The sequence below is a fragment of the Synechococcus sp. CB0205 genome, assembly GCF_000179255.1.
GTDB lineage: Bacteria > Cyanobacteriota > Cyanobacteriia > PCC-6307 > Cyanobiaceae > Vulcanococcus.
Genome location: NZ_ADXM01000027.1, coordinates 1 through 25,326 on the forward strand (window position 1 = coordinate 1; position 25,326 = coordinate 25,326).

Sequence of the window (25,326 nt, forward strand, 5' to 3'; positions counted from 1 at the left end):
GTCAGTCGTGAGCAAAGGCGCGATCCCATCAATAAGAGTTGAGCACTTTTTTCTTTAAATCACCCGAATTAAGTGGCAATAGAGGCATCATTGCTGCTGCTCAATTTTAAAAAGTCCTGGATTTTCTTTAATAAACGAGTAAAAATGCTGGGCGGCATATTCTTTTGAAAAATGATCCCTGTCATTATATCTGGAAGCATTGCACAGGTCCCCTAGGCACGAATCTCCAAACCTGTAAGCATTCCAGACAATTTTACTCCTCCCATTCTGCCAGGCGTCTCGCCAAGAAAAGTAGCGCTCAATAATACCCAGATGATCTTTGAGAGAGTGGAAACATCCGGGCGAGATTTGCCATCGCGGTCTGAACCATTCCTCCTTGCACATATATCCCATTTTGCGAAGTTCAGGAAACAAAACAGAGTCAACATATAGAACTACTTTTCCTCCCTTTGAAACAATCTTGCCTGCTACTTCCCTGAATCTCCCAGAATAGACCATGGCGGCATCGTCGATTGCAAGATCTCTGCCGCTTCTAGTGGAATACTTATTTTCACTGCCCCATCCAGCGTAGAAATAACCATAAAGCGCATTTCCAATGATTACGACATCATGTTTTTTGACGAGAGAAAGGACTTTTTCTTCAACCAGGCGCTGCCGATCGTAGCAATCGTTGCCCCCGCTCCTGACAACTGCAGCTGGGAAATGGCATGCGTTTCCCCAAACAGTGATATAATTAAACTTTTTGTGCCTTGAATATTCGGCAATAGAGTCGCTAAATTGAGAGGAGTGACTGTCCCCCAGTAAATAAACAGTTGGTCGCCCCGGAAAACTTCTCATGCCACATCTCTCAGTCAGTTTCATTGCTTCGGGATAGTCGGCATATATGTTGCATTGCTTGCTTTGAGGTTGCCTCGACATCCTGTCTAGCTGCCTGGAACCAAGATACATGCTCGAATGGGGCGACTTGGCATATCCGAGAAGCAATATTGATGTAAATGCTGAGAAAACCAGTCCTACCCCAATATCTTGCCAACGGCGTAACAAGATTTTCTTTCTTCTAAGCGGTGTTTCAACGAATCTGAACGAGACCATCGCCATCAGAAACATCAGTAATACCTGGATTGGCACAGACCACCAATGAATTCCTACCGTCCAACGACTTATACAAAGCACCGTCCAATGCCATAGATAAAGCGAGTAGGAGATGAGACCTATATATACAATTTTTTTTAGAGTGAAGAGTTCATACGCGGCAGTACCTTGCTTTAAGCAAGCGATAAGAATTGCAGACAACACAACCATGGAAATAGTTGCTTGAAATCCTGCTGAAACTGGCAGAAACATCACTCCGACCATCGCCGCTACAATCAAGACGGGAGGCACCTGCTCAAGTATTTGCTCAATTTTTGCCCGTTTTTTAAATGCAATGAAGATCAGGCATCCTGTTGCCATCTCCCAAAAACGAGGAGGCATCAAGAAGTAAGCAGCAGGTTGATTGACTTGATAGATGTAAATGAATCCAATAAGTGAAGCAATGGTAAGCGCCCCAACCCAGAAGAAAAGATTTCTTGCTCCTCCTGCTTTCTGCTGCCCGAATCCCGAGAACCAGATCAGAAGCGGAAACAGAAGGTAAAACTGCTCCTCCACTCCGAGCGACCAAGTGTGCAGGAAGGGGTTGTGTTGCGTGGATTGGTCAAAGTAATCAGTTGATTGTTTTAGTAGATAGAAGTTTGAAAATCCAAAGAGTGATGTGCTCCCAGTTTCAAGTGCAAGATCAGGATCTGGGTTGAACAGGGAAATCAGAACGCTGGTGATCAGAACAAATACAACTAGTGCAGGAACCAGGCGCTTGATTCGTCGCTCATAAAACCCAGTAACAAAATCCAGGAAATTCTTGGAACGCCTATCCGCCAGTGACGAGGTGATTACATACCCAGAGATCACAAAGAAAATATCAACGCCCAAATATCCACTCGGGAGCAGATCCTTGTTGAAGTGGTTGATGATGACAGCAACCACCGCAAATGCTCTCAGACCATCAATCTCGGGGCGGTATTCGCTTTTGATTGGCGCAGTTTTATTGGTAGTTGATAGTGCTGATGCTGCCGCCATCTGCTTTTAGGGGGGGCAAAACTATATCGCCGCTCTTCGCCGCGTCGACCGCTCTCCATTTCTCCCCCTCATCCACCAGGGGGGTCTGGAGGTGCTGGTCTATCGCTTACTCGCTGCTCTCCGCTTTGCTCCTGTGGCAACGGTGCCCTGGCGTCCCTTGATCCAGGTGATTGCGCTGCGGGTGTTGAGGCGCCTCAGGAAGGGCGGTAGGAGCGCAAAGTGCCAGGAGTGTTCTGGGAGGTCCCGCAGGGTCCAGGGGGAGTTATGGGCGTCGGTGAAGGCGCTGCGTGGTGCTCCTTAGCGCCACGGGGTGGATGGGGCGAAAGGAGAGAAGCGCAAGCGCTGGGAAGGTGAATCCTGGGGACCCCTCCATGACCACAGGAGCAACCCTTGTCACCTTCCGCTCACCTTCCGCCTATCAGCGGTGGGGTTTCCAGGTCCCAATAACAGAGGGCACCAGATGTGGTGTGCGGATGCTGGAATCCGCATAGGGGCGCCAGATGTGGGGCATCCCTTTCGTGAAAAGTCAGAGGCGGCACCCAGATTCGAACTGGGGGTAAAGGATTTGCAATCCTCTGCCTTACCACTTGGCCATGCCGCCGCTTGGGAGCAAACTCCCAGGGACGGATCGTATCAGTCACGGGATGCCTGGCCGCCTGCTGGTCCTGAGCAACGGCCATGGGGAAGACCTGATCGCCCTGCGGGTCATCCAGGCCTTGAAGCAGAGGCGCCCCGAGATCGAGGTGGCGGTGCTGCCGATGGTCGGAGAGGGTGCTGCCTACCGGGGGGCTGAGGAGCAGGGGCTGCTGCGCCGGGTGGGGCCGCGCCGTCAGCTTCCCAGCGGTGGCTTCAGCAATCAGAGCCTGCGGGGGCTTCTGGCGGATCTTGGCGCTGGGGTTCTGGGCTTGACCCTGCGGCAGTGGCGCTTTGTGCGCCGTTGGGGCAAGGCGGGTGATCCCGTTTTGGCGGTGGGGGATCTGCTGCCCCTGCTGCTGGCCTGGTCTGGCGGCGGTCCCTATGGCTTCATCGGCACCCCCAAGAGCGACTACACCTGGGCCGGCGCGCCGGGGATCGCGGCCCTGTATCACCGCCTCAAAGGCAGTGAGTGGGACCCCTGGGAATGGGCCCTGATGGCTGGCCCCCGCTGCCGTCTGGCGGCGATGCGGGATCGCCTGACGGCGCGGGGGCTGCGGCGCCATGGCGTGGCGGCCATTGCCCCGGGTAATCCAATGATGGACGGCCTGGATCTGGGGACCCTGCCGCTGGCCCTGCGGGATTGGCGGCGTGTCTTGCTGCTGGGCGGCAGTCGCATGCCCGAGGCGGCGGGCAACCTCAAGCGCCTGCTGGAGTCCCTCGCCTTGGTGCCTAGCGGGGCTCCCCTGCTGGTGTTGGCGCCGACCGGCTCACGCCCGGCTCCCCATGAATGGGAACCACTGCTGCTGGACCTGGGCTACGAGCCCATCGATCCGCCAGAGGCCCTGGCGGATCTGGGGGCAGCCGCGGCCTGGGCCTGCGGCCGCCGCTTGTTGTTGATTGGCCCCGGTTGTTTTTCGCGCTGGGCCTGTTGGGCGGAATTGGGCCTGGCCTCTGCGGGAACGGCCACCGAGCAGCTGGTGGGACTGGGGATCCCGGCGCTGTCGTTGCCTGGCCCCGGGCCCCAGTTCAAGCGGGGGTTTGCGGAGCGCCAGAGCCGTTTGCTCGGCGGTGCCGTGGCGGTCTGTCGCTCTTCTGCCGTACTGGCGGAGCGGGCCGAGTTGCTCCTGGGTGACCCGGGTCTCGCCCGGCAGCTGGGGGCCATCGGGACCCAGCGGATGGGGATGGCGGGCGGCAGCGTGGCCCTCTCGCGGGCGATCGAGGAGCGCCTGTTGGGGAGCGCGGACGGCGCAACGGGATGATGGGGGCTTGATCAACCGCCGCGTTGCTTCGCCCCTATGGCAGCTCCCCAGGACAAGGACTACGCAAAAGCCTGCGGACAGCTCGCCAGTGCCTTGAGCATCAGCCTGGCCTCGGCCCGCCGCAAGGTTGATCTGGTGGCGGCCAAGGAGGGAGTGCGCGACAACGAGGGGCGTCTGCTGATCGCCCAGCGCCTCCTGCTGGAGGCCCAGGGCGTGGGCCAGGAATCCCGTCAGCTCCTGGATGTGCTGCTCGAGGCGGTGAAGGAGGAAGAGATGTATCTCGGGGATGACTGAGCCCCTTCCTTAAGAGCGGTGCTCAAAGATCGCGCCGAAGCGGCCGCGATCCAGATCCGAGATCACGGGGATGCAGGCAAAGCAGCGCTGGGCCAGATCCAGCCGCTCTTCGCGCACGAGCATCTCGATCAAGCGGGTCCGGGCGGCCAGGAGATAGCGCACGTCATTGGCGGCATAGGCCAGCTGGGACTCGCTCAGTTCCTCAACCCGTCCCCAGTCACTGCTCTGGGCCCCTTTGTCGAGTTCGACGTGGCAGAGCTCGTTGACCAGGTCCTTGAGGCCGTGGCGGTTGGTGTAGGTCCGGGCCAGGCGGCTACCGATCTTGGTGCAAAAGATGGGGCTGACGTGGATGTCCAGGCCTTCAGCGAGGGCGGCGACGTCGAAGCGGGCGAAGTGAAAGACCTTCTCGATGCCGGCTGCTTCCATCAGCTCTTTGAGCAGAGGTGCCTCGGTTTGGCCGCGGTGGATGCGAATGCAGCAGACGTTGTCGTGGTCGTCGCTGATTTGCACCAGGCAGAGGCGATCGCGGCCGTGGATCAGGCCCATGGCTTCGGTGTCCACCGCGAGGGCGCTGGAGGCCCCGAGTAGGGCGCGCCACTCAGGGTTCAGATCGTGATCCAGGACGGCAAAGCGAGCAGGGCTCGATCCCGCGGCAGGGGCGGAGACGGCGGAGGCGGCGCTGCTCAAGGGGGGATGGTTCAACTGCGATCCATCGTCGCGGACCGACGGCAAATCTCAAGATCATCTGTCGCTTTTGCGTATCAAAGTGAGATCGCGCTAGCAGTTGGTCAGCGCGTGGCCCCTCTCCTTCAATGCGTTCTCGTCCCTTGCCCCCACGGCCTGGTCTGGAGTCCATTCGGGCCTTTTTTGAGCGTCCGCCTGTCCAGCACTTGAGTTTGGAGTTGGCCGTCTGCTGGATTTTGGAGCGGCTGCTCGAGGCCGACACCTACCCGACGGCCCTGATGCAGGACCTCTCGGCCTCCCATCCCAAGTTGCGACTGTCGGAGACCGTGTTGCAGCAGGCCTTGGGCTTTTTGGACCAGGACGGCACGATCGCCAGCTACGCCCAACGCTGCCCTAGCCGCGGGCGGCCGCGGCGGATGTTGCATCTTCTCGAGACCCGGCGCGGCGACGCTGAGCAGTTGATGCCGCCATGGCGCCACTGGCTCGAGGAGAATGAGCGAAATCTTCACGCCAGCAGCCATGCCCCAGGCCCTGGGCTCCACCCTGCCCCTCACCCTGCTGCTGGTTGTCGGTCTGGTGTTCTTTCTGCGGGCCGCCAGTAAGGACCGCACGACCGTTGTTGAAATCCGCTCCTCGAAGCCTCCGCTCGAGGTGCTTCCGGCCCTGGCGGAGTGGCTGAAGGGGCGCGGCTGGGTGGCCGAGGAGGCCAACCCGGAGCGCCGTTTGCTGAAGTTCTCCGGTCAGGTGGAGGCCAGTGGCGCCTTGGCGCTGTTGCTCTCTGTGCTGGGAGGGGTCGGTGCGGCCTGTCTGGGCCTGGTGCTCTGTCAGCTGTTGCCCGCCCTGGCCTGGTGGCCCCTGCTCTTGACCCTGCTGGGTCCCTTGGCTGGGGTGGTCTATCGCCGCCGCGCGGCGCGGGCTGAAACCGTGGAATTGCGCCTGATCAGCCACGACGAGGCCACCGGCAGTGCGCTGCAGATGCGGGCCCATCGCGATGAGTTGATCGCCCTGGAGCAGGAGATGGGGCCCCAGTTGGGGCTCTTTGGTGTGGGCGATCTGTTGCATTCGCCGATCTGAGCCAGGATGGGCCGATGAGGTTTCCCCGGCGCCGCACGTTGCTGTTGGCCAGCCTGGCTGCCGCCAGCTTGGCCCTGGCCGCTGACGCTCAGGCGCCGGCCCCAGCTCCCGGTGCCGCAGATGCCTTGACCGGGCCGCGCGGGCGCTTGGGACGGGACTGGATTGGGGTCCGGCAAGTCGCCAGCACCATTCCGATCCTGGTCATGGCTGGCCACGCTGACTCCCAGGCCATTCCGGGATCCGGCACCTCCGGCTACTCGGTTGATATCCGTGGTGCCAAGCCCATGCAGCAGGGCATCCGCGACGAGCTCTATTGGAATCTGGAGGTCGCACGCCGTGTCGTCCAGCTGGGCCGTCAGCGGGGGTTGAACATCCGCTTCTATGACCCCCCGGCGCGCACGATCCTCGATGGCGATGATCCGCGCACGAATTGGAGCGTGGGCAAGGCCCATGCGGAGGCCGGCGGCTACGCGGTGGAGATCCATTTCGATGCCTATGGCCCCGATGGCATCGGCTCGGGGGTCATCCCGGCCCTGCATCGCCCCTTGAGCTCCTTGGATGAGAGCCTCGCGGTTGCCTTTGGCGGCTATCCCCTGCGCTTCCGTGGTGGTTTGGGTGGTCCGAAACGGGGCATCACCCTGCTGGAGATCGGGAAGCTCGAGGCTCCCCTGGAGCCTGCCCTGCGCAATCCCCGCAGCCGCGATCAGGCCTTGGCTGTGATCAGTGAACGGGTTGTGGCTGCCTTGGAGGCCGGCTTAGGACGCCACCGCTTGGTGGCGGCTCCACCTCCCGTCTCAGCTCACGGCGCCGTGGGGCTGGCAGCGACCAACCAGTGAGTCATCACCCAGCCAGTTCTGGGGCCGGGTGAACAGATCGGTCAGCAGGGCCTCGCGGCTGCCTTCCTCGGCTTTGTAGCCGTACTCCCAGCGCACCAAGGGGGGCAGGGACATCAGGATCGACTCGGTGCGGCCGTTGGTTTGCAGGCCAAAGATCGTGCCCCGGTCAAACACCAGGTTGAACTCCACGTAGCGGCCGCGGCGATAGAGCTGGAACTGACGTTCCCGCTCGCCGTAGGGGGTGTGCTGCCGTTTCTTAGCGATCGGCAGATAGCTGGGTAGGAACGCGTTCCCGCAGGCGCTGGCCAGGTTGAAGAGCTGCTCCCAGCTCTGCTGGATGGGGCCGACCCCTTGTCCTGCTGCGGCAGCCGGTCCCTCTGGGGCTTGGCCCTTGTAGAGCACCCCGCGGGGATCCTGGTAGTCGTAAAAGATGCCGCCCACACCCCGGGTCTCATCGCGATGCTTCAGATAGAAGTACTCGTCGCACCAGGGCTTGAACACCTGGTAATAGGCCGGATTAACGCTGTCGCAGGCGTTCTTCAGGGTTTGGTGGAAGTGCTTGGCGTCCTCCAGGAAGGGGTAGTAGGGGGTCAGGTCAGCGCCGCCGCCAAACCACCAGACGGGACCGGCCTCGAAGTAGCGGTAGTTGAGGTGAACGGTGGGGATGAAGGGGTTGCGGGGGTGCAGCACCATCGAGGTGCCGGTGGCATACCAGCGGTGGCCCTTGGCTTCGGGCCGTTGATTGAGGATCGAGGGGGGGAGCTCGGTGCCCTCCACCTCAGAGAAGTTCACGCCGCCCTGCTCAAACACCCGGCCGCCTTTGATCACGCGGGAGCGGCCACCACCGCCCTCGGGGCGAACCCAGCTTTCCTCTTCAAAGCGCCCGCCGCCGTCGAACTGCTCCAGGCCAGCGCAGATGGAATCCTGCAGCCCCATCACCAGGGCGCGCGCCCGCTCGCGGGAGTTGGCGGGGGAGCCTCGAGGGTGACGGCGCCGGAGGTCGCCGAGGTCTCACTCGCCAGCTTGGCCTTGGCACGGGACAGCAGACCCTTCAACATCGATGCTCGCGCCGTGGGGCAGGGGGAATCGGACCACCTTTTCAGTCCGACCCACCGCTGCACAAGTTTTCGAGAGGGTTCGTGATCCCGCCGGGCCCTGACCTTGGGGATGCCTCTCTGGGCCAACGCTTTTAGGATCCGGAGCACCGTGTAATCGCCCGATGGCCAGCGCAGACCAGGCCCTGAAAGAGGCCCTCGCCGCCCTCGAGCCCCTGAAAGATGCCGGCACCGGCCGCAGCCTTCTGGATCTGCAGTGGATCCAAGAGGTTCGGGTCCAGAACAACCGCGTCGTGTTCCAGCTGGCGTTGCCCGGATACGCCAGCTCCCAGCGGGACCGGATCGCCGCCGATGCCCGTGGTGCCCTGCTCCAGCTCGGCGGGATTGATGACGTTCAAATCGAGTTGACCCAGGCGACCCCGCAGGCCCCCTCCCAGGGGGGCGCTCCCATCGGCGCGGCTGGTCATGGAGGCGGTGGTCCTGAGCGCCAGGCCATTCCTGGTGTCAAGCAGGTGATCGCCGTCAGCAGTGGCAAAGGGGGCGTGGGCAAAAGCACCGTGGCTGTGAACCTGGCCTGTGCCTTGGCCCAGCGCGGACTCAAGGTCGGTCTGCTCGATGCCGACATCTATGGCCCGAATGCCCCGACGATGCTGGGCGTGGCCGATCAAACCCCGCAGGTGCGGGGCAGCGGCAACGACCAGGTCTTAACTCCCATTGAGAGTTGCGGCATCGCGATGGTCTCGATGGGCCTGCTGATTGATGCCCATCAACCCGTGATCTGGCGCGGCCCGATGCTCAACGGCATCATTCGCCAGTTCCTCTACCAAGTCGAGTGGGGTGAGCGGGATGTGCTCGTGGTTGACCTGCCTCCGGGGACGGGTGATGCCCAGCTCAGCCTGGCCCAGGCCGTGCCGATGGCTGGCGTGATCATTGTCACGACACCGCAAATGGTCTCTCTGCAGGACGCTCGCCGTGGCTTGGCGATGTTCCAGCAACTGGGGGTTCCGGTTTTGGGTGTGGTGGAGAACATGACGGCCTTCATTCCGCCGGATGCCCCCGAGAAGCGCTACGAGCTCTTTGGCTCCGGTGGCGGCCAGTGCCTGGCCGATGAGAGCGGTGTGCCGCTCTTGGCCCAGTTGCCGATGGAATTGGCGGTGGTTCAAGGCGGTGACGGAGGCCGGCCTGTGACCGTCAGTGCACCGGAGTCGGCGACGGCCTCCGCCTTTGCCGCGCTGGCGGGCCGCCTTCCGGTGGCCACGCGCTGATGACGCTCTCGGGCTTCTGGGATCGCCGCCGCGGGGGCCTGCTGTTCAAACGGGATGGACGCCGGCGCCGCTGGTTCGCCGGCGTCGACAAGATCCTGTGGTGGATCCCCCTGGCGATGATTTTCGTCGCCGGCTTCCTGATCGCCAGCACCCAGCGCCAGGCCGGTTACGCCGATTGGTACCAGCACTGGGTGACGGCGGCAGTGGGTTTGGTCATTGCCCTGCTGCTGGCCAAGGTCCCAGTGGAGCGCATCTCTCGCTGGACCTGGCCGATCTATGGCGCCATGGTCGCCAGCTTGATCGCGGTGCGCCTGATCGGGGTGAGCGCCTTGGGGGCCCAGAGCTGGATCAACATCGCTGGCTTCAATGTCCAGCCCTCTGAGTTCGCCAAGATCGCGGCCATTCTTCTATTGGCGCAGGTCCTGTCGCGCCATCCCGTTGAGCGGCCCGTGGACCTGGTGCGGCCGGTGGCGACCATCAGCGTCCCTTGGCTGCTGGTCTTGATCCAGCCCGACCTGGGCACCTCCTTGGTGTTTGGCGCGGTGCTGCTGGTGATGATGTTCTGGTCCGGGATGCCGGGGGCCTGGGTTGTGCTCCTGATCTCGCCGGTGGTCACCTCGGTGCTCGCCGGGGTCGTTCCGTGGCTTTTGGTGCTCTGGATTCCGGTCATGGCTGTTGTGGCCGCCCGTTCGCTGCCCTGGAAACGCCTGGCACCGATGGCCGTGGTGGCCATTCAGGGGTTGTTCGCTGTGGGGACCCCCTGGTTGTGGAACAACTTTCTGCAGCCCCACCAGCGGGATCGCCTGACCCTCTTCCTCGATCCCAACAAGGATCCCTTGGGCGGCGGCTACCACCTGCTGCAGAGCACCGTGGGCATTGGCTCGGGAGGCTGGTTCGGCACCGGTCTGCTCCAGGGCCATCTGACCCTGCTGCGCTTCATCCCAGAGCAGCACACCGATTTCATCTTCAGCGCCCTGGGCGAAGAAACGGGATTTCTGGGTTCGGCGTTGGTGGTTCTGGGCTTTGTCGCCTGGATCTGGCGGCTGCTCAAGATCGCCGGTCAGGCCCGCACGGATGTGGAGTCCCTAGTGGTGATTGGCGTGGGGGCGATGGTGATGTTCCAGGTGGTCGTGAACATCAACATGACCATCGGCCTGGGGCCGATCACCGGGATCCCCTTGCCCTGGTTGAGTTACGGCCGCTCCGCGATGTTGGTGAACTTCATCGGACTGGGGTTATGCGCTTCGGTGGCCCGGGGCATTAAGCAACCGGTCAAACGCCGCTGATGGGAGTCCTGGGCTGCAGTTTTGAGGCGCTCCGGCGTCAACTGACCCAGCAGATGCCCGCCGGTCGCTGCGACGAGGACAGCGTGCGCCGGCAGTGGTGGGCCGCCCTGGCCACCCTCCAGGAGGATTTTTTGCTGCCCCTGGGGGCTCAGCCCGGGGTCTGGCTGGCCTCCCCCCTGCCCGCCCTCTATGAACCCTCCCTGTTGCAGCAGTTCCAGGGCTGGGTCTGGGCGCCTTCTGAACTCAAGGACCTGCTGCAGAGCAACGCCCCTTTGCTGCCGGCCGCGGCGGCCAGCCCGTCGGTCAGTGGTGGATTCCAGCGGTTGGCCCTGGAGGAGGCCGATGGAACGGACCCCCTGCTGGTGCTGATTACGCCGAAGTTGCAGATGGCGATGGCCCTGGTGGGTTCGGCCCAGGAGCGCCAACTGGTGGTCCGGTTTGACCCGCCCACCCTCTCTGCCGCGCTGTCGCTGTTCGATGAACGCCTGCAGCAGAGCGATCCCCAGCAGGGTCAGGCCCTGCGCCAGTCCATCCAGGCCCTGGGTGGACTGCACAACGACGAGCAGCTGGCGCAGCTCTTTTGGCCCCGCCTGGCTGAGCGGCTGGCGGCGATGGCCCCCAGCCTGACCCTGCAGCCCTTGGTGCACCGCAGCAGTGGCTCAGACAGCAGCTCCAGCCCCAGCAGTGAGTTGGCCCTGCTCGAGGCCCTCACCCATGAGGTGCGCACGCCGTTGGCCACGATTCGCACCTTGATTCGTTCGCTGCTGCGGCGCGGCGATCTCACGGAGTTGGTGCGCAAACGCCTGCATCAAATCGACGGGGAATGCAGCGAGCAGATTGATCGCTTCGGTTTGATTTTTCTGGCGGCTGAGTTGCAGCGTCAGCCGGTGCTCGATGAGCCGGCCCAGGCCCTGGCCCGCACCGATCTCGCCCAGCTCTTGGGTCAGCTTGAGGCCGGCTGGCAGCAGCAGCTGGAGCGCCGTGGCTTGAACCTGGAGCTGTTGCTCACGCCGGAGTTGCCGTTCGTCCTCTCCGACCCAGCGCGGCTGGAAACCGTCTTGGGCGGACTGATGGATCGTTTCAGTCGCGGCTTGCCCGCCGGCGCGGTGGTGCAGCTGAGCCTTCAGCCCGCGGGAGCCCGGTTGAAGTTGCGCCTCAGTGCTGCGGCCTTGCCCGCGGGTGAGGGTGAGCAGGACCTGCAAGAGCGGGTCGGCCCAGTGTTGAGTTGGAACCCCGGCACCGGCAGCCTGCAGCTGAGCCGTCAGGCCACCCAGCGCCTGTTCCACAGCCTGGGGGGACGGCTCGCGGAGCGCTCTGGAAATGACCTCACGGTCTTTTTCCCGGTGGCCTAAAACCGGCACCAATGTTGACGGGTGTGAAGAGAGCAGCGGCACCCCCAGTTCACCCCAAAACACGGTGCTAGCTTCCGCTTGAAACGGTCTGCGGTCTGCCGACACCCCCTCCGGAACAGCCATGACATTGAGCGGTCAACTCCCGAAGTACATCGGCAGCACCGGCGGTCTGCTCAACGCCGCTGAGACCGAAGAGAAGTACGCCATCACCTGGACCAGCGCCAAAGAGCAAGTCTTTGAGCTCCCCACCGGCGGTGCGGCTCACATGAATGAGGGCGAGAACCTCATGTATTTCGCCCGTAAGGAGCAGTGCCTGGCCCTCGGTACCCAGTTGCGCACCAAGTTCAAGCCCCGGATCGAGGACTACAAGATCTACCGGATCTTCCCCGGCGGTGACACCGAGTTCCTGCACCCCAAGGATGGTGTGTTCCCCGAGAAGGTGAACGAGGGTCGTCAGATGGTGGGCCACAACGCCCGCCGCATTGGCCAGAACGGCAACCCCGCCAGCATCAAGTTCATCGGCAAGAACACCTTCGATTCCTGATTCAGGACCTGCACTGCTTCGAGCAATGGGCGGTGCTTCAACCTCTATAAAGGCGGGGCTAAGCGCCCCGTTTTTTTTGCCTGCCCGTCGTCGTAGTGATGCCCTCCCCTGACCGCGCGACAGTTCTGGCCCAGGCCAAGGCGGGCAGCAACTACATCCCGATCTGGCGCACCTGGCCGGCGGACTTGGAGACGCCCCTGACCACCTGGCTGAAGGTGGGTGCCGGCAGTGACCACGGCGTCTTGCTGGAGTCCGTCGAAGGCGGTGAGCGGATCGGCCGCTGGAGCTTTGTGGTCAGCGATCCGCTCTGGACCCTCAGTGTGCGCGGTGAGTCGGCGGAACAGCGCTGGCGCGATGGACGCAGCAGCGCCCTCAGCGGGAACCCCTTTGATCTGTTGCGGGACACCCTGGCGGCCTACGACGCCCCGGCGGTTCCGGGTTTGCCTCCCCTGGGTCAACTGTTTGGTTTTTGGGGCTACGAACTGATTCGTTGGATTGAGCCCAGTGTTCCGATTCACCCCACCGATCCGGAGGGGCCGCCTGATGGCTGCTGGATGCTCGCTGACAGCCTGCTGGCCTTCGATCAGGTCAAGCGTCAGCTCACGGCCGTGGCCTACGTCAATCTCCACGACGAACCCGACGCGACCGCTGCCTACGACGCCGCCATGGCGCGGTTGGACGCGCTGGAGCAGCGCATGCACCAGCCCCTGCCCTCTGGGGTGACTCCCCTGGATTGGCGGGATGCCGATGCGGTGGATCTGCCCACCAGCAGCAACCGCAGTCGCGATGAGTTTGAAGCGGCTGTTCTGACGGCCAAAGAGCACATCGCCGCTGGGGATGTGTTCCAGCTGGTGATCAGTCAGCGCCTGGAAACGCCGGTTGAGCGGGAGCCGTTTGAGCTCTACCGCAGCCTGCGGATGGTGAATCCGTCTCCCTACATGGCCTTCTTCAACTTTGGAGGCTGGTACCTGATTGGCTCCAGCCCTGAGGTGATGGTGAAGGCCGAGCCCATGGCCGATGGCAGTGGCCGGGTGAAGGCCTCCCTGCGGCCCATTGCGGGCACCCGCCCCCGGGGCCGGAGTGAAGCGGAGGACCTGGCGCTCGAGAAGGATCTCTTGGCCGATCCCAAGGAGCGCGCGGAGCACGTGATGCTCGTGGACCTCGGCCGCAATGACCTGGGCCGGGTCTGTGTGCCCGGCAGCGTCAGCGTCAGCGAGTTGATGGTGATTGAGCGCTACTCCCACGTGATGCACATCGTCAGTGAGGTGGAGGGATTGCTCGATCCAGAGCGGGATGTCTGGGATCTGTTGATGGCCTCCTTCCCGGCTGGCACCGTCAGCGGTGCGCCGAAGATCCGGGCGATGCAGTTGATCCATGCCTTGGAACCCGATGCCCGGGGTCCCTACTCCGGGGTCTATGGCGCCATGGATCTCAGCGGAGCGCTGAACACGGCGATCACGATTCGAACCATGGTCGTCCTGCCCGATGGGGACGGTCGCTGGCGGGTTCAGGTCCAGGCCGGTGCTGGCTTAGTGGCTGATTCGGTGCCGGCTTCGGAATTCCAAGAGACCCTCAACAAAGCCCGGGGCATGCTGAAGGCTCTGGCTTGCCTGGCATGAGCAGCCCTCTGTTGCTCAAGGGTTTTGAGGTCGAGCTCTACACCGGCCGTCCCGACGGGACGGTGGTGGGATGTTCGGCTGAAGTCGCGGCGGCCCTCGAGGGGTTTGTCACCGAGCCGGATTGCCGCAATCTCGAATACATCACCCCCCCTGCGGCCAGCTACGCCACCCAGCTGGCCCTGCTGCTGGAGCCCCGGCGGCGACTGCGCCCTTGGCTGGCCCAACGGGGACTGACCCTGCTGCCGGGCAGCACCTTGAGCACCGGGGATAGCCAGCGTTTTGAACGCTCAGATCCGAAGAACCCTTATCACGCCTACATCGAGGCCACCTACGGCACCCGCGTCGTGACCGCCAGTGTCCACATCAACCTGGGGCTCACCGATCCGGATCAGCTGTTTGCGGCCTGCCGCCTGGTGCGTTGTGAGGCGGCCTTGCTGTTGGCCTTGAGTGCCTGCTCGCCCTTCGTCGATGGGGAGGTCACGGGCGCCCATTCCCAGCGTTGGCTCCAGTTCCCGCTAACCCCCGAGCAGGTGCCCCTGTTCTTGAACCACGGGCACTACATCGATTGGGTGGAGGAGCAGTTGCAGTTGGGCACGATGCAAAACGTGCGCCATCTCTGGACCTCCGTGCGCCCCAACGGTGAGCGGCGCCCCTACGACCTCAATCGCCTGGAGATTCGCATCTGTGACCTGGTGGCGGATCCCCAGTTGCTGTTGGCCCTGACGGCGTTTGTGGAGCTGCGCATTCACCAACTCCTCCGAGATCCTGCGGCCTGCGACCCGCTGCAGGCCAGTGACTTGGATCCCCAAGCCCTGGCAGCCCTTGCCGATGCCAATGATCAGGCGGCGGCGCGCAGCAGCCTGGACGCTGAACTCCGCCACTGGCGTGATGGTGCGCCGATCACGGCCCGCGCATGGATTGCCGCTGAGCTCGCCGGTCTGCAGTCCCTGGCCGGGGAGCTGGGTCTAGCTGAGCTGCTGCTGCCGCTGCAGCAGGTGTTGAGCCAGGGCAACCAGGCGATGCAATGGCTGGTTGCCCATGCCCAGGGCGCGTCTGTGGCAGAGCTGATTGCCTCGGCCGCAGCGGATCTCGAGCAGTTGGAAACCCGTCTTGGTGCGCAAAGCACCATCAACGAGGCAGGCACTTTGGGATGATCATGCAGCGCACCCCTGCTGAAACCGCCTCTATGGGGCCCACCCTCGCCGCAACTGAAGCCTCTGCTCCTGCGGCTGAGCCTCGGGTGACCCGACTCCTGGGCGATCGGTTGGAGCTGGTGGAGGACCTCTGGCAGACGGTGCTGCGCAGTGAATGTCCTGCCCCCCAGGCGGAACGGTTGCTGCGGATGAAAGCGTTGAGCAACCGCATCGACGGCGGCGCTCCCGATCAGGCATCCGAGGCGGCGACCGAGGAGATCGTGCAGCTGATCCGCGACATGGATCTGGCTGAAGCCATTGCTGCCGCTCGCTCCTTTTCCCTCTATTTCCAGCTGGTCAACATCCTTGAGCAGCACATCGAGGAGGACAGCTATCTCGCCAGCCTTCGGCCCCACCACGCTGAAGAGCTGAGCGATCCCTTTGTGCCGCCCCTGGCGAGCCAGAGCTCGCCCGCGACCTTCCGAGAGCTCTTCACCCGGCTGCGGGGCCTTGGCGTTCCTCCGGCCCAGATCGAGCAGCTGCTGCAGGAGCTCGATATTCGGCTGGTGTTCACCGCCCACCCCACGGAGATCGTTCGTCACACCGTGCGCCACAAGCAGCGCCGGGTGGCCTCCCTGATCCAACAGCTCCAGAAGAGTCAGCTGCTGCATCCCGAGGAACGGGACAACCTGCGTCAGCAGTTGGAGGAGGAAATCCGCCTCTGGTGGCGCACCGACGAGCTGCACCAGTTCAAGCCCTCCGTCCTCGATGAGGTCGATTACGCCCTGCACTACTTCCAGCAGGTGCTGTTTGAGGCGATGCCCCAGCTGCGCCAGCGGATTCGCACGGCCCTGGGTGCGAACTACCCCGATGTTCTGCCCCCGAGCGACGCCTTCTGCACCTTTGGCTCTTGGGTCGGATCCGACCGCGACGGCAACCCCTCGGTCACCCCGGACATCACCTGGCGGACGGCGTCTTATCAGCGTCAGCTGATGCTCGATCGCTACTTGGCTGCGGTGGAGGACCTCCGCGATCAGCTGAGTATTTCGATGCAGTGGAGCCAGGTCAGCGCTCCCCTGCTCGAGTCCCTCGAGATGGACCGGCTTCGCTTCCCGGAGGTCTACGAAGAGAGGGCGGCCCGCTACCGCCTGGAGCCCTATCGCCTCAAAATCAGCTACGTCATTGAGCGGCTGCGGCTGACCTTGGCCCGGAACCAGCAGCAGGCGGCTGCCGGCTGGGATGCTCCCCACGAACCGCGGCCGGCCCAGCCCGACTTTGGCAATCAGGGCTCCATGCCCGCTCCCCCCGCACCGGAGCTGCACTACGGAACGGTCGATGAGTTCCGCACCGATCTGGAGCTGATCAACGAAAGCCTGCAGGGCAGCGGCTTGAGCTGTGAGCCCCTGGACAACCTGATCGCCCAGGTGCATACCTTCGCGTTCTGCCTGGCCAGCCTCGATATCCGCCAGGAGAGCACCCGCCACAGCGATGCCCTCGATGAGCTGACCCGCTACCTGCAGATGCCCACTCCCTATGGGGAGATGGACGAGGAGCAGCGGATCAGCTGGTTGATGTCTGAGCTGCAGACCCGCCGTCCGCTCATTCCTGCGGCCGTCAAGTGGAGCCCCCTGACGGCTGAAACCTTTGATGTTCTGCGCGTCGTCAAACGGCTGCAGCAGGAGTTCGGCTCCCGCATCTGCCGCACCTACGTGATCTCGATGAGTCACACGGTGTCGGATCTGCTTGAGGTGTTGTTGCTGGCCAAGGAGGCCGGCCTGGTGGATCCGACCGCCCAGCGCTCCGACCTCTTGGTGATCCCCCTGTTTGAAACGGTGGAGGATCTCAAGGCTGCTCCTGGCGTGATGGAGCGGCTGTTTAGCGAGGACTTTTATCGCCAGCTGATCGCGAGCTCCAGCCCCAACGGGCGGCCGCTGCAGGAGCTGATGCTCGGCTACTCCGACAGCAACAAAGACTCCGGCTTCCTCTCCAGTAACTGGGAGATCCACCAGGCCCAAATCGCTTTGCAGCAGTTGGCAAGACGCCATGACGTCTGCCTGCGCCTCTTCCACGGCCGCGGCGGCTCCGTGGGACGGGGCGGTGGTCCGGCCTACCAGGCGATCCTGGCGCAACCCAGCGGCACCCTGAATGGCCGCATCAAGATCACCGAGCAAGGGGAGGTCTTGGCCTCCAAGTACTCCTTGCCGGAGCTGGCGCTCTACAACCTCGAGACGGTCACCACCGCGGTGATTCAGAACAGCCTGGTCACCAGCCACGTGGATGACACGCCGGACTGGAATGAGCTGATGGTTCGGCTGGCAGCGCGCTCCCGCAGCCACTACCGCTCCCTCGTCCACGACAACCCTGATCTGGTCGGCTTCTTCCAGCAGTGCACCCCGATCGAAGAGATCAGCAAATTGCAGATCTCCAGCCGTCCTGCCCGGCGCAAGAGCGGTGCCAAGGATCTCTCGAGCCTGCGCGCCATCCCCTGGGTGTTTGGTTGGACCCAGAGCCGCTTCCTGCTGCCCAGCTGGTTCGGCGTGGGCACGGCCCTGCAGGAGGAACTCAGCGGGGACCCCGGTCAGATGGAGTTGTTCCAGCAGCTCTATCAGCGCTGGCCCTTCTTCCGGATGCTGATCTCGAAGGTGGAGATGACCCTCTCCAAGGTCGACCTGGATCTGGCCCACCACTACGTCCAGTCCCTGGGACGCCCGGAGTCCCGCGAGGCCTTCGAGGAGATCTTCGCGGTGATTGCCCGCGAGTTCGTGCTCACCCGGGATCTGGTCCTGGCCATCACCGGCCATGAGCGTCTGCTCGATGGGGATCCGGCCCTGCAGCTCTCGGTTGAGCTGCGCAACCGCACGATCATCCCGCTGGGATTCCTGCAGGTGGCCCTGCTGCGGCGGCTGCGGGATCAGAACCGCCAGCCGCCCATGAGCGAAGAGGCGACTCGCGACGACGGCCGGACCTACAGCCGCAGTGAGCTGCTGCGCGGCGCGTTGTTGACGATCAATGGCATTGCCGCGGGCATGCGCAATACCGGTTGAGGCGCGGCGGCCTTGCTTGATTCGCTTCTGATCCCCTTCCGCTCGCAGCCCCAGCCGCCGGCGTTGCCCCTGGGCTACAGCCTTGAGGGTCAGCAGTCCCCCAGTGGGGCAGAACTCAACCGACTGCTCGTGCAGTGCGGGGATCCCCAGCGGCTGGAGGAGCGGCTCGAGCAGGCCCTTTCTCGCAGCGCCTGGCAGTTCAGCGTGCGCAATGCCACTGGTGTCTTGGTCGGTTTTGTGCGAGCGACCAGCGACCTGGCCCTCAATGCCAATCTTTGGGATCTCTCAGCGGATCCACAAGACCCTGAGCAGGCCCAGGTGCTTCGGGTGATCGTCCATGCCGCCATGGCGCGTCTACGGCGCGAATTGCCCGGATGCAGCATTTCGGTGGCGGCCCCCAGCGTGGCCCTTGAGGCGCTCAAGCAAAACGGATTTGTCGTGGACCCCGGCGGTATTCGGGCGATGGGTCTGCGCCTCTAGGCCACAAAAAAACCCCGCCTCAGCGGGGTGATGTCGGTGACGGGTCTAGGACCTGATCACGAGCATGGAGGGACTCGAACCCCCGACCCTCAGAACCGGAATCTGATGCTCTATCCAACTGAGCTACATGCCCATGCGGCCTGAGCAAGATCTGTTGCTCAGATGGGTCGTGTGCAGGCAGCAGACCACCGTCACCGCCTTACCTTACTGGTCAGACGGCCCCAGAGACCCATTCGGCTGCACCGCCTGGAGCTGCGTCAGTTCCGTAATTACGGAGCGCTGAGCCTCACCCTCGAGGCCCCGCGATTGCTGGTGATTGGCCGCAATGGGGAGGGCAAATCCAACCTGCTGGAGGCAGTCGAGCTGCTCGGCAGTCTTCGCTCCCACCGCTGCAGCAGCGACCGGGATTTGATTCAGCAGGGGGAGCGGCAGGGGTTGATCGCCGCCGACTGTGACGGCGGCGATCGCCTGGAGTTGGAATTGCGCCGGCAGGGGGGGCGGCAGGCCCGCCGGAACGGCAAGGTGCTGGAGCGTCAGCACGAGTTGATTGGTCCCCTGCGCTGCGTCGGTTTCAGCGCCCTGGACCTGGAGCTCGTGCGCGGTGAGCCTGCCCTGCGCCGGCAGTGGCTGGATCGAGTGGTGCTGCAGCTCGAGCCCGTCTATGCCGAGTTGCTCAGTCGCTACGGCCGCCTACTGCGTCAGCGCTCCCAGCTGCTGCGGCGGGGATTCCCCCAGGCCCAGCTTGAGGGTCTGCTGGATGCCTTTGATCAGCAGATGGCCTTGATCGGAACCCGGCTGCACCGCCGGCGGCTGCGGGCGCTGCGGCGGCTGGAACCCCTGGCCCAGGCTTGGCAGCACCGCCTCAGCGATGGCCGTGAACTCTTGGGTCTGCGCTACTGCCCCGGCAGTCAGCTCGAGGGTGAGGAGGCGGAAGCCCCCTGGCGGGATGCCCTGGCGGAGCAGTTGCTGCTGCAGCGCCCCCAGGAGTTGCGACTGGGCCAGTGCAGCGTCGGCCCCCATCGCGATGAGGTGGCGATGGAGCTGGGCGGCCAGCCGGCCCGCCGCTATGGATCAGCGGGACAGCAGCGCACCCTGGTCCTGGCCTTGAAGCTGGCGGAGCTCGAGCTGGTGCATCAACTCTGGGGCGAGCCACCACTGCTGCTGCTGGATGACGTCTTGGCGGAGCTCGACCCCGGGCGGCAAGAGCTGTTGCTGGAGGCCGTGGGCCAGGGGCATCAGTGCCTGGTGAGCGCGACCCACCTGGGGGCCTTTAACGGCGGTTGGCATCAGGGTTCTCAGGTGGTCACCGTTGAGGCAGGAATGGTGCTCCCTGGCCAGTAAAGTCTTGAACTCTTTGCCTCACGTTGATGAGCCAAGCAGCCTGTCTCCACCCCAACCCGGGATGGACTGGAGCTGAGACCTTCTCCGCTAGCCCCCAAGCACCCAGTGCCACCGACATGGTGGGTAAACACTGCATCCTCGAGCTGTACAACTGCGACGCTGACAAGCTCGACGACGAAGCTTTCATCAGGAACGCCCTCACCACCGCTGCGAAGCGTGCTGGCGCGACCCTGCTCAATCTGATCACCCACCACTTCCAACCTCAGGGTGTGACGGGGCTGGCCCTTCTGGCCGAATCCCATATCTCTATCCATACGTGGCCCGAGTCGGGCTACGCCGCTGTGGACGTGTTCACCTGCGGTGACCACACCATGCCCGAGCGGGCCTGCATCGTGCTGAGCGAAGAGCTCAACGCAGGTAACTACAAGCTCAAGAGCTTCCGCCGCGAGACCCCTGAGGCTGTGGCCGACGCCGAGCGTGAGCCCGATCTGATCGCAGCCTGATTGCGATCGAACACCGAGCCTCCCGCCAGCGGGGGGCTTTTTTGTGCCCGTGTACCAGTGGCGTCTCTTGGAAGGATTGGCTGTAATGCCGCCAATCTCGATCTCTCCCCCCATGCAGGAGATCACCTTTGCCATCGAGGCGGCGCTGATCACCGGCGGCAGCTTGGCGCTGTTGACCCTGGCCTCCCGGGTCCCCGCCGCCGCCGATCAGGCGCTCGCCGCTCCCCCCGCGCCACCGAAGCTTGACCACCGTCCCTCCCCGCGCACCCAGTTGGAGGGCCAGACGGTGGTGCAACTGCAGCAGCTGGCCCGTGCCCGGGGGCTCTCCGGAGTGAGCCGCCTGCGCAAGGCAGATCTGATTGAGGAGTTGCTCAGCGCTTGAGGGCCCGGTTGAGCTTTCCGCTCACCAAGCCCTCAAGATCCAGGCTGACGGCGCTGAAGCCCAGGCCCAGCAGGGCCTCCACAACGGCAGTGCGGGTGGGCTCCTCCACCAGGCGTTGCAGGGCTGAGGGGGGCACCTCGATGCGGGCCGTTTCCCCCTGGCTGCGCACCCGCAGTTCCTGAAATCCGCTCTGCCGCAGCCAGGCTTCGGCGGCGCCGACCCGCTGCAGTCGCTCAGCGTTGATGCCTTCGCCGTAGGGAAAACGTGAGGCCAGGCAGGGTTGAGCGGGCTTGTCCCACCAGGGGAATCCCAGGGCCCGCGAGAGGGCACGCACCCCGGCTTTGTCGATCTGCAGTTCCGCCAGGGGCGAAGAGACCCCCCGCTCCCGCGCCGCCTCGATGCCGGGGCGATGGTCGCCGAGGTCGTCGCGGTTCACGCCATCGAGAACGCTGGCACCGCGCCATTGCTCGTCGAGTTGGCCGACCAGTTCAGCGATCACGCTGTGGAGTTCCCGCTTGCAGGCGTAGCAGCGGTTCTCTGGGTTGCTGCTGTAGGCCGGATCGTTCAACTCGGCCGTGGGCAGTTCCTGCTGCTGGATGCCCATCCAGGCCGCCTGCTGCTGCGCTTCTGCTCGGAGGTGGGGTGCCAAGGCCGGTGAGATGCCGGTGACCGCCAGGGCGCGATCGCCCAGCTGTTCAGCTGCGATGGCGGCCACCAAGGCACTGTCGACTCCGCCGGAGTAGGCGACGATGGCCGCCGGAAGCGACGCAATGCGCTGCCGCAGGGCCCCGAGGGCCTCCACCAAGGGAGGCTCCAGTTGTTCAACGATGGGGTGCCCTGGCTTCAAAACACTCTCGTTAGGATCCAACGGTAAGAGGCGCGTCGATGGCTCCGCAGGCAACCTCTGCCAGCACTAGTCGCAGCACCGGACGCGGCATTGGGATCCGAACCGCCGCCGATGGCAGCGAGCGCAGTCGCGGCCAGGTTCACGTCTACGACGGCGAAGGCAAAGGCAAAAGTCAGGCAGCCCTCGGGGTCGTCCTGCGGACCATTGGCTTGGGCATCTGCGAGCAGAAGCAGACCCGAGTGCTGTTGCTGCGTTTTCTGAAGGGGCCCGGTCGCTCCTACGACGAAGACGCGGCGATCGAAGCGCTGCAACAGGGTTTCCCCCATCTGATCGATCAGGTCCGCACCGGCCGCGGCGAATTTTTTGGCGCCGATGAGGTCACCCGCGTGGACGTGCAAGAGGCCCAGCGGGGTTGGACCATCGCCAAGGGGGCCATCGCCAGCGAGCTCTATTCGGTGGTGGTGCTCGATGAGCTCAACCCCGTGCTGGATCTCGGCTTGTTGGATGCCGAGGAGGTGGTGCGCACCCTCTCGGCCAAGCCCGCCGGCATGGAGGTGATCGTCACCGGTCGGGGTGCTCCTCGCTCGTTGGTGCAGATTGCAGACCTCCACTCGGAGATGCGCGCTCACCGGCGCCCCGATACCCCGGCCTTCGAGGAACAAACCGGTGAGCCGGTCTTGGCGGGCCTCGAGGGGGTTGAGGTCTACACCGGCGAGGGCAAGGGCAAGTCCACCAGTGCCCTGGGCAAGGCCCTGCAGGCCATTGGCCGCGGCATCTCCCAGGACAAAAGCCACAGGGTGTTGATCCTGCAGTGGCTCAAGGGGGGCAACGGCTACACCGAGGACGCGGCGATTGCGGCCCTAAGGGAGAGCTACCCCCATCTGGTGGATCACCTGCGCTCGGGCCGGGACGCCATCGTCTGGCGCGGTCAGCAGCAACCGATTGATTACGTCGAGGCCGAGCGCGCTTGGGAAATCGCCCGTGCGGCGATCTCCAGTGGTCTCTACAAGACCGTGATCCTCGATGAGATCAACCCCACCGTTGATCTGGAGTTGATTCCGGTGGAGCCGATCGTGCAAACCCTGTTGCGCAAGCCGGCTGAGACTGAAGTGATCCTGACCGGACGCTGCAAGCACCCCCCGGCCTATTTCGATTTGGCCAGCGTCCACTCCGAGATGGTCTGCCACAAGCACTACGCCGAACGTGGGGTGGACCTCAAGCGCGGCGTGGATTACTGAGCGCTGACCATGAAAAAAGCCCGGGGAGTCCCCGGGCTGAGGGCTTGCAATCAGTAGCGGGGGACTGAGCTGTCCACCTCTTGGCTCCAGGCATCGATGCCGCCGGCCACGTTGATACCTTCAACGCCGTGGCGCTTCAGGGCAATCAGGGCCTTGGCGCTGCGGCCCCCGAGCTTGCAGTGGACGTAGAGCTGCTTGCCGTCGGCCAGCTGCTTGATCCGCTCCACGGCGGTTCCGTTCTCGATGTGGTCGAGGGGAATCAGCTCGGCTCCTGGGATGACCGCAATCTCCGCTTCGGGCGGGTTGCGCACGTCGATCAGCACCATGCCGGAGGTGTCCCCATCCAGCAGGGTCTTCAGTTCGCTGACGCTGATGCTTTCGACGGAGCCGGCTTCCTCTTGGCCCGGGGCGGTGCCGCCGACCCCGCAGAACTCCTGGTAGTCGATCAGCTTGTCGATCACCGGGCGCTCCGGGTTGGGGCGCAGCTTGAGCTCCCGGAACTTCATGCCCAGGGCATCAAACAGCAGCAGCCGCCCGCTGAGGGTGGTGCCGATGCCGGTGATGATCTTCACCGCCTCTGTGGCCTGGATCACGCCGATGATTCCGGGCAGAACGCCCACCACGCCGCCCTCGGCGCAGGAGGGAACCATGCCCGGCGGCGGGGGCTCAGGGAAGAGGTCGCGGTAGTTGGGGCTTTCGGCATCCAGGTTGAACACCGTGGCCTGGCCTTCAAAGCGGAAGATCGAGCCGTAGACGTTGGGTTTGCCCAGCAGTACGCAGGCGTCGTTCACCAGGTAGCGGGTGGGGAAGTTGTCGGTCCCGTCGCAGACGATGTCGTAGGGGCGAACGATGTCGAGGGCGTTCTCGCTGCTGAGGGCCGTCTCGTAGAGATCGACCTGGCAGTGGGGGTTGATCTCGAGGATTCGCGCCTTGGCCGATTCGATCTTGGGTTTGCCGACCCAGCTGGTGCCGTGGATCACCTGACGCTGCAGGTTGGAGTGATCCACCACGTCGAAATCGACGATGCCGATGCGGCCGACGCCAGCCGCAGCCAGATAAAGGAGCAGAGGGGAGCCCAGTCCGCCGGTGCCCACGCAGAGGACAGAAGAGGCTTTGAGCCGCTTTTGACCCTCCATGCCCACTTCCGGCAGGATCAGGTGGCGCGCAAAACGGGCCACCTCATCGGGGCTCAGCTCGATGCCGGTGGTGTCAAGGGGAAGCATGGAGTGCCGATCGCTTTCCAGCTCCCTACTTTCCCAAACGCTGGTCCCCTGCGGCCAGCCCCTGTCGCAAAGGCAATTCACGGGGCTCGCAGGCGTCGTCATCCCCGGACAGCCACCAGGCCCGCCAGCGCTTGTTGCCCAGGCCTGAGGCGATCACCATCAAGGTGGGCCCAAAGCAGAGCTCCCGGTCGGTTTGGGACGGGATGGCGGCGCTGGTGGGATGGCTGTGGGCTGAACCGATCACCTGGAGCCCATGCTCCCGGGCCCAGCGTTGCGCGAGCAGCTGCTCGCGGGGATCGAGCAGGAAGCGGTGGTCCCGTTCCCGGGCCGGTTCCCAGCGGTTGCAGCAGGGCCAAACCCGATGCAGCTCCAGGCTTTTGCCCTTGGTTTTACCCAGCAGGAGAGCACAACCCTCTTCCGGCAGGGCGGCGTTGAGGGTGCGCTCCAAAACCATCAGCCAATGACCATCAACGCGCAACTGGTCTGGCGCTTGGGCAGTCACCCGGATACCTTGTGTCGAGGTTTTTAATCCAAGCCCATCCTGATGACCGACGACAGCAACGATCTGAAGGAATCGGCAACTCCAGCTGCAGAAGAGGCCGGCGCGAATTTCACCGAGCGCTACACCGAGGTGCTCTCCAAGGTCAACGAGACCCTGGACAAGGTGGACTGGAACCAGATGGGCCGCATCGGTAAGGGTGTGGGCGTTCTGGTGATCGTGATCGTCGCCCAGGTCCTGATCAAGGGCGTGCTGGACACCATCAACCTGCTGCCTGTGGTTCCTGGTCTGCTGGAGCTGCTGGGCCTGGTGGTCGTGGGTCAGTGGAGCTGGAAAAACCTCACCACCAGCGACAAGCGCACCGCCGTGATCAACAAGGTCCAGGGTCTGCGCAAGGAATACCTGGGCTGATTCAGTTCCTTATTGCCACTCGCGAAGGAGCGCGGTGATGCTGGCGGCACTTTGCTGCCAGTAGCCACCGCCAAAGAGATTGGCGTGGTTGAGCAGGTGATAAAGGTTGTAGAGCTCGACCCGCCGCTGGTGGCCCGCTTCCAGGGGCCATTCCCGTTCGTAGCCGTTGAAGAAGCTGCGGGGGAAACCGCCGAAGAGCTGGGCCATGG

At 63.7% G+C, this 25,326-nt stretch carries 25 protein-coding genes and 2 tRNA genes; 18 read left to right on the forward strand and 9 right to left on the reverse strand.

All coding sequences use genetic code 11. From position 1 onward, the window contains the following. Positions 1 to 87: 87 nt before the first annotated feature. The gene (locus CB0205_RS15250) at positions 88 to 2,112 is read right to left on the reverse strand and encodes an acyltransferase family protein (RefSeq protein ID WP_010314839.1); all 2,025 of its coding nucleotides are present in this window, start codon (positions 2,110 to 2,112) and stop codon (positions 88 to 90) included. A gap of 530 nt (positions 2,113 to 2,642) precedes the next feature. After that, positions 2,643 to 2,713: transfer RNA gene (locus CB0205_RS0104550), tRNA-Cys, on the reverse strand. A gap of 43 nt (positions 2,714 to 2,756) precedes the next feature. On the opposite strand from CB0205_RS0104550, the gene CB0205_RS0104555 reads away from it, so the two are divergent. Further along, positions 2,757 to 4,007: a lipid-A-disaccharide synthase-related protein gene (locus CB0205_RS0104555; RefSeq protein WP_010314841.1), complete on the forward strand. Its 1,251-nt coding sequence runs from the start codon at positions 2,757 to 2,759 to the stop codon at positions 4,005 to 4,007. Positions 4,008 to 4,043: 36 nt separating this feature from the next. Continuing rightward, positions 4,044 to 4,301 (forward strand): hypothetical protein, encoded by a 258-nt coding sequence (locus CB0205_RS0104560; RefSeq protein WP_010314843.1) that lies wholly within the window; start codon positions 4,044 to 4,046, stop codon positions 4,299 to 4,301. Between the two features lie 9 nt (positions 4,302 to 4,310). On the opposite strand, the gene CB0205_RS0104565 is transcribed toward CB0205_RS0104560, so the two are convergent. After that, the gene (locus tag CB0205_RS0104565; protein WP_010314846.1) at positions 4,311 to 4,988 is read right to left on the reverse strand and encodes a ribonuclease D; all 678 of its coding nucleotides are present in this window, start codon (positions 4,986 to 4,988) and stop codon (positions 4,311 to 4,313) included. A 140-nt stretch (positions 4,989 to 5,128) separates the two neighbouring features. Between CB0205_RS0104565 and CB0205_RS15255 the strand changes: the two genes are divergently transcribed. The 3 genes from CB0205_RS15255 to CB0205_RS0104580 are packed head-to-tail and all read left to right on the forward strand — an operon-like array spanning position 5,129 to position 6,895. After that, positions 5,129 to 5,587, forward strand: coding sequence for a Pex protein (locus CB0205_RS15255; RefSeq protein ID WP_363155080.1), 459 nt, complete (start codon positions 5,129 to 5,131; stop codon positions 5,585 to 5,587). Next, on the forward strand, positions 5,505 to 6,059 hold the full coding sequence (locus CB0205_RS0104575) for a cofactor assembly of complex C subunit B (protein WP_010314849.1): 555 nt from the start codon (positions 5,505 to 5,507) through the stop codon (positions 6,057 to 6,059). Before CB0205_RS15255 ends, CB0205_RS0104575 begins: the two co-directional genes overlap by 83 nt. Positions 6,060 to 6,073: 14 nt before the next feature. After that, complete coding sequence (locus CB0205_RS0104580) at positions 6,074 to 6,895, forward strand: hypothetical protein (protein ID WP_010314851.1); 822 nt, start codon at positions 6,074 to 6,076, stop codon at positions 6,893 to 6,895. Here the strand turns inward: CB0205_RS0104580 and hemF are convergent. Beyond that, complete coding sequence (gene hemF / locus CB0205_RS14255; protein ID WP_010314853.1) at positions 6,854 to 7,831, reverse strand: oxygen-dependent coproporphyrinogen oxidase; 978 nt, start codon at positions 7,829 to 7,831, stop codon at positions 6,854 to 6,856. The genes CB0205_RS0104580 and hemF overlap by 42 nt on opposite strands. Positions 7,832 to 8,114: 283 nt before the next feature. Here hemF and CB0205_RS0104595 point away from each other — a divergent pair, with 283 nt between their 5' ends. The 8 genes from CB0205_RS0104595 to CB0205_RS0104630 all read left to right on the forward strand — a co-directional run bounded on the left by CB0205_RS0104595 (position 8,115) and on the right by CB0205_RS0104630 (position 18,673). Continuing rightward, positions 8,115 to 9,215: an Mrp/NBP35 family ATP-binding protein gene (locus tag CB0205_RS0104595; protein ID WP_010314857.1), complete on the forward strand. Its 1,101-nt coding sequence runs from the start codon at positions 8,115 to 8,117 to the stop codon at positions 9,213 to 9,215. Continuing rightward, positions 9,215 to 10,501, forward strand: a complete 1,287-nt coding sequence (gene rodA, locus CB0205_RS0104600; protein WP_010314858.1) for a rod shape-determining protein RodA — start codon at positions 9,215 to 9,217, stop codon at positions 10,499 to 10,501. The genes CB0205_RS0104595 and rodA overlap by 1 nt, the downstream gene beginning before the upstream one ends. Further along, complete coding sequence (locus CB0205_RS0104605; RefSeq protein ID WP_010314859.1) at positions 10,501 to 11,853, forward strand: histidine kinase; 1,353 nt, start codon at positions 10,501 to 10,503, stop codon at positions 11,851 to 11,853. Before rodA ends, CB0205_RS0104605 begins: the two co-directional genes overlap by 1 nt. A gap of 121 nt (positions 11,854 to 11,974) precedes the next feature. Then, on the forward strand, positions 11,975 to 12,397 hold the full coding sequence (locus tag CB0205_RS0104610; protein ID WP_010314860.1) for a photosystem I reaction center subunit II PsaD: 423 nt from the start codon (positions 11,975 to 11,977) through the stop codon (positions 12,395 to 12,397). A gap of 98 nt (positions 12,398 to 12,495) precedes the next feature. Beyond that, a complete protein-coding gene (locus CB0205_RS0104615; protein WP_010314861.1) occupies positions 12,496 to 14,016 on the forward strand; it encodes an anthranilate synthase component I family protein in 1,521 nt (506 codons plus the stop codon). After that, positions 14,013 to 15,170: a glutamate--cysteine ligase gene (gene gshA, locus CB0205_RS0104620; RefSeq protein WP_010314862.1), complete on the forward strand. Its 1,158-nt coding sequence runs from the start codon at positions 14,013 to 14,015 to the stop codon at positions 15,168 to 15,170. Before CB0205_RS0104615 ends, gshA begins: the two co-directional genes overlap by 4 nt. Beyond that, positions 15,167 to 18,193 (forward strand): phosphoenolpyruvate carboxylase, encoded by a 3,027-nt coding sequence (ppc, locus tag CB0205_RS0104625; protein WP_010314863.1) that lies wholly within the window; start codon positions 15,167 to 15,169, stop codon positions 18,191 to 18,193. The genes gshA and ppc overlap by 4 nt, the downstream gene beginning before the upstream one ends. A 12-nt stretch (positions 18,194 to 18,205) precedes the next feature. Next, positions 18,206 to 18,673, forward strand: coding sequence for a hypothetical protein (locus CB0205_RS0104630; RefSeq protein ID WP_010314864.1), 468 nt, complete (start codon positions 18,206 to 18,208; stop codon positions 18,671 to 18,673). A gap of 59 nt (positions 18,674 to 18,732) precedes the next feature. Here the strand turns inward: CB0205_RS0104630 and CB0205_RS0104635 are convergent. Beyond that, positions 18,733 to 18,806, reverse strand: a tRNA-Arg gene (locus CB0205_RS0104635). 29 nt (positions 18,807 to 18,835) lie between these two features. Here CB0205_RS0104635 and recF point away from each other — a divergent pair. The 3 genes from recF to CB0205_RS0104650 all read left to right on the forward strand — a co-directional run bounded on the left by recF (position 18,836) and on the right by CB0205_RS0104650 (position 20,899). Then, positions 18,836 to 20,014: a DNA replication/repair protein RecF gene (gene recF / locus CB0205_RS0104640; protein ID WP_010314865.1), complete on the forward strand. Its 1,179-nt coding sequence runs from the start codon at positions 18,836 to 18,838 to the stop codon at positions 20,012 to 20,014. A 26-nt stretch (positions 20,015 to 20,040) separates the two neighbouring features. Beyond that, the gene (gene speD, locus CB0205_RS0104645; RefSeq protein WP_010314867.1) at positions 20,041 to 20,517 is read left to right on the forward strand and encodes an adenosylmethionine decarboxylase; all 477 of its coding nucleotides are present in this window, start codon (positions 20,041 to 20,043) and stop codon (positions 20,515 to 20,517) included. A gap of 112 nt (positions 20,518 to 20,629) precedes the next feature. After that, positions 20,630 to 20,899 (forward strand): Rho termination factor N-terminal domain-containing protein, encoded by a 270-nt coding sequence (locus CB0205_RS0104650; protein ID WP_010314868.1) that lies wholly within the window; start codon positions 20,630 to 20,632, stop codon positions 20,897 to 20,899. Here CB0205_RS0104650 and larE read toward each other — a convergent pair. Continuing rightward, the gene (larE, locus tag CB0205_RS0104655; protein WP_010314870.1) at positions 20,889 to 21,746 is read right to left on the reverse strand and encodes an ATP-dependent sacrificial sulfur transferase LarE; all 858 of its coding nucleotides are present in this window, start codon (positions 21,744 to 21,746) and stop codon (positions 20,889 to 20,891) included. The genes CB0205_RS0104650 and larE overlap by 11 nt on opposite strands. A gap of 38 nt (positions 21,747 to 21,784) precedes the next feature. Here larE and CB0205_RS0104660 point away from each other — a divergent pair, with 38 nt between their 5' ends. Next, positions 21,785 to 22,984: a cob(I)yrinic acid a,c-diamide adenosyltransferase gene (locus tag CB0205_RS0104660; protein WP_010314872.1), complete on the forward strand. Its 1,200-nt coding sequence runs from the start codon at positions 21,785 to 21,787 to the stop codon at positions 22,982 to 22,984. A gap of 50 nt (positions 22,985 to 23,034) precedes the next feature. Here the strand turns inward: CB0205_RS0104660 and moeB are convergent, their stop codons facing one another. Then, a complete protein-coding gene (gene moeB, locus CB0205_RS0104665; protein ID WP_010314875.1) occupies positions 23,035 to 24,207 on the reverse strand; it encodes a molybdopterin-synthase adenylyltransferase MoeB in 1,173 nt (390 codons plus the stop codon). A 25-nt stretch (positions 24,208 to 24,232) separates the two neighbouring features. Then, positions 24,233 to 24,685, reverse strand: a complete 453-nt coding sequence (locus CB0205_RS0104670) for a M67 family metallopeptidase (RefSeq protein ID WP_043705452.1) — start codon at positions 24,683 to 24,685, stop codon at positions 24,233 to 24,235. Positions 24,686 to 24,751: 66 nt separating this feature from the next. Here CB0205_RS0104670 and CB0205_RS0104675 point away from each other — a divergent pair, with 66 nt between their 5' ends. Beyond that, positions 24,752 to 25,117, forward strand: a complete 366-nt coding sequence (locus CB0205_RS0104675; protein ID WP_010314878.1) for a CAAD domain-containing protein — start codon at positions 24,752 to 24,754, stop codon at positions 25,115 to 25,117. A gap of 9 nt (positions 25,118 to 25,126) precedes the next feature. Here CB0205_RS0104675 and CB0205_RS0104680 read toward each other — a convergent pair. Then, positions 25,127 to 25,326 (reverse strand): fructosamine kinase family protein (locus tag CB0205_RS0104680; RefSeq protein WP_010314880.1); only part of this gene is annotated, 200 nt, incomplete at its 5' end.

What these genes read in the sequence shown, in the direction of transcription:
- CB0205_RS15250 (WP_010314839.1), bottom strand. Translation starts at nt 2,112, where the DNA reads ATGGCGGCAGCATCAGCACTATCAACTACCAATAAAACTGCGCCAATC.
- CB0205_RS0104555 (WP_010314841.1), top strand. Translation starts at nt 2,757, where the DNA reads ATGCCTGGCCGCCTGCTGGTCCTGAGCAACGGCCATGGGGAAGACCTG.
- CB0205_RS0104560 (WP_010314843.1), top strand. Translation starts at nt 4,044, where the DNA reads ATGGCAGCTCCCCAGGACAAGGACTACGCAAAAGCCTGCGGACAGCTC.
- CB0205_RS0104575 (WP_010314849.1), top strand. Translation starts at nt 5,505, where the DNA reads ATGCCCCAGGCCCTGGGCTCCACCCTGCCCCTCACCCTGCTGCTGGTT.
- CB0205_RS0104580 (WP_010314851.1), top strand. Translation starts at nt 6,074, where the DNA reads ATGAGGTTTCCCCGGCGCCGCACGTTGCTGTTGGCCAGCCTGGCTGCC.
- hemF (WP_010314853.1), bottom strand. Translation starts at nt 7,831, where the DNA reads ATGGGGCTGCAGGATTCCATCTGCGCTGGCCTGGAGCAGTTCGACGGC.
- CB0205_RS0104595 (WP_010314857.1), top strand. Translation starts at nt 8,115, where the DNA reads ATGGCCAGCGCAGACCAGGCCCTGAAAGAGGCCCTCGCCGCCCTCGAG.
- rodA (WP_010314858.1), top strand. Translation starts at nt 9,215, where the DNA reads ATGACGCTCTCGGGCTTCTGGGATCGCCGCCGCGGGGGCCTGCTGTTC.
- CB0205_RS0104605 (WP_010314859.1), top strand. Translation starts at nt 10,501, where the DNA reads ATGGGAGTCCTGGGCTGCAGTTTTGAGGCGCTCCGGCGTCAACTGACC.
- CB0205_RS0104610 (WP_010314860.1), top strand. Translation starts at nt 11,975, where the DNA reads ATGACATTGAGCGGTCAACTCCCGAAGTACATCGGCAGCACCGGCGGT.
- CB0205_RS0104615 (WP_010314861.1), top strand. Translation starts at nt 12,496, where the DNA reads ATGCCCTCCCCTGACCGCGCGACAGTTCTGGCCCAGGCCAAGGCGGGC.
- gshA (WP_010314862.1), top strand. Translation starts at nt 14,013, where the DNA reads ATGAGCAGCCCTCTGTTGCTCAAGGGTTTTGAGGTCGAGCTCTACACC.
- ppc (WP_010314863.1), top strand. Translation starts at nt 15,167, where the DNA reads ATGATCATGCAGCGCACCCCTGCTGAAACCGCCTCTATGGGGCCCACC.
- recF (WP_010314865.1), top strand. Translation starts at nt 18,836, where the DNA reads ATGGGTCGTGTGCAGGCAGCAGACCACCGTCACCGCCTTACCTTACTG.
- speD (WP_010314867.1), top strand. Translation starts at nt 20,041, where the DNA reads ATGAGCCAAGCAGCCTGTCTCCACCCCAACCCGGGATGGACTGGAGCT.
- CB0205_RS0104650 (WP_010314868.1), top strand. Translation starts at nt 20,630, where the DNA reads ATGCAGGAGATCACCTTTGCCATCGAGGCGGCGCTGATCACCGGCGGC.
- CB0205_RS0104660 (WP_010314872.1), top strand. Translation starts at nt 21,785, where the DNA reads ATGGCTCCGCAGGCAACCTCTGCCAGCACTAGTCGCAGCACCGGACGC.
- moeB (WP_010314875.1), bottom strand. Translation starts at nt 24,207, where the DNA reads ATGCTTCCCCTTGACACCACCGGCATCGAGCTGAGCCCCGATGAGGTG.
- CB0205_RS0104675 (WP_010314878.1), top strand. Translation starts at nt 24,752, where the DNA reads ATGACCGACGACAGCAACGATCTGAAGGAATCGGCAACTCCAGCTGCA.